Genomic DNA, 363 nt, shown 5'->3' with positions numbered 1-363 from the left:
TTCTGAACCCGAAGAATGGCGAATTTTGACATGGTGTTTCAGCCCCCTTTTTTCAAAAGGTGGACTTACTACACAATTTGCAAGCAAATTGTCGTAAGCTGAAGAAGGAAACCCCTTCTTCAGATATATTCAGAAAGCTTCTTTTTTTGTCGGTAATGGCACATTTGGCTGACCGACAAACCATTCGTAGAGTGAAGGATCACTCGGAAGGCGAAGTGTCTCTAGAAGCACTTCATTATCTCGCACTATAGAAAATTCAAAAAATTCATCTAAATTTTCATCATGTAATTCCTTAAGATTTTTCCAAATTTTCATAGTTTCTAAGTCGTTTGAATGAGAAATTATAAATGTATTTTGGCATGC

Annotated in this window: 1 protein-coding gene; it reads right to left on the bottom strand. The window is 36.4% G+C overall.

Going from position 1 to position 363, the window contains the following annotated elements:
• Positions 1 to 129 precede the first annotated feature (129 nt).
• Positions 130 to 363 (bottom strand): hypothetical protein (locus tag KP705_RS19475; protein ID WP_215765503.1); only part of this gene is annotated, 234 nt, incomplete at its 5' end.

This window comes from Gluconobacter sp. P1D12_c (genome assembly GCF_018812105.1).
In the GTDB taxonomy this organism is placed as follows: Bacteria; Pseudomonadota; Alphaproteobacteria; order Acetobacterales; family Acetobacteraceae; genus Gluconobacter; species Gluconobacter oxydans_A.
Note: the sequence above shows the minus strand (reverse complement) of the source record. Positions and strands in the feature narration are given on the sequence as shown.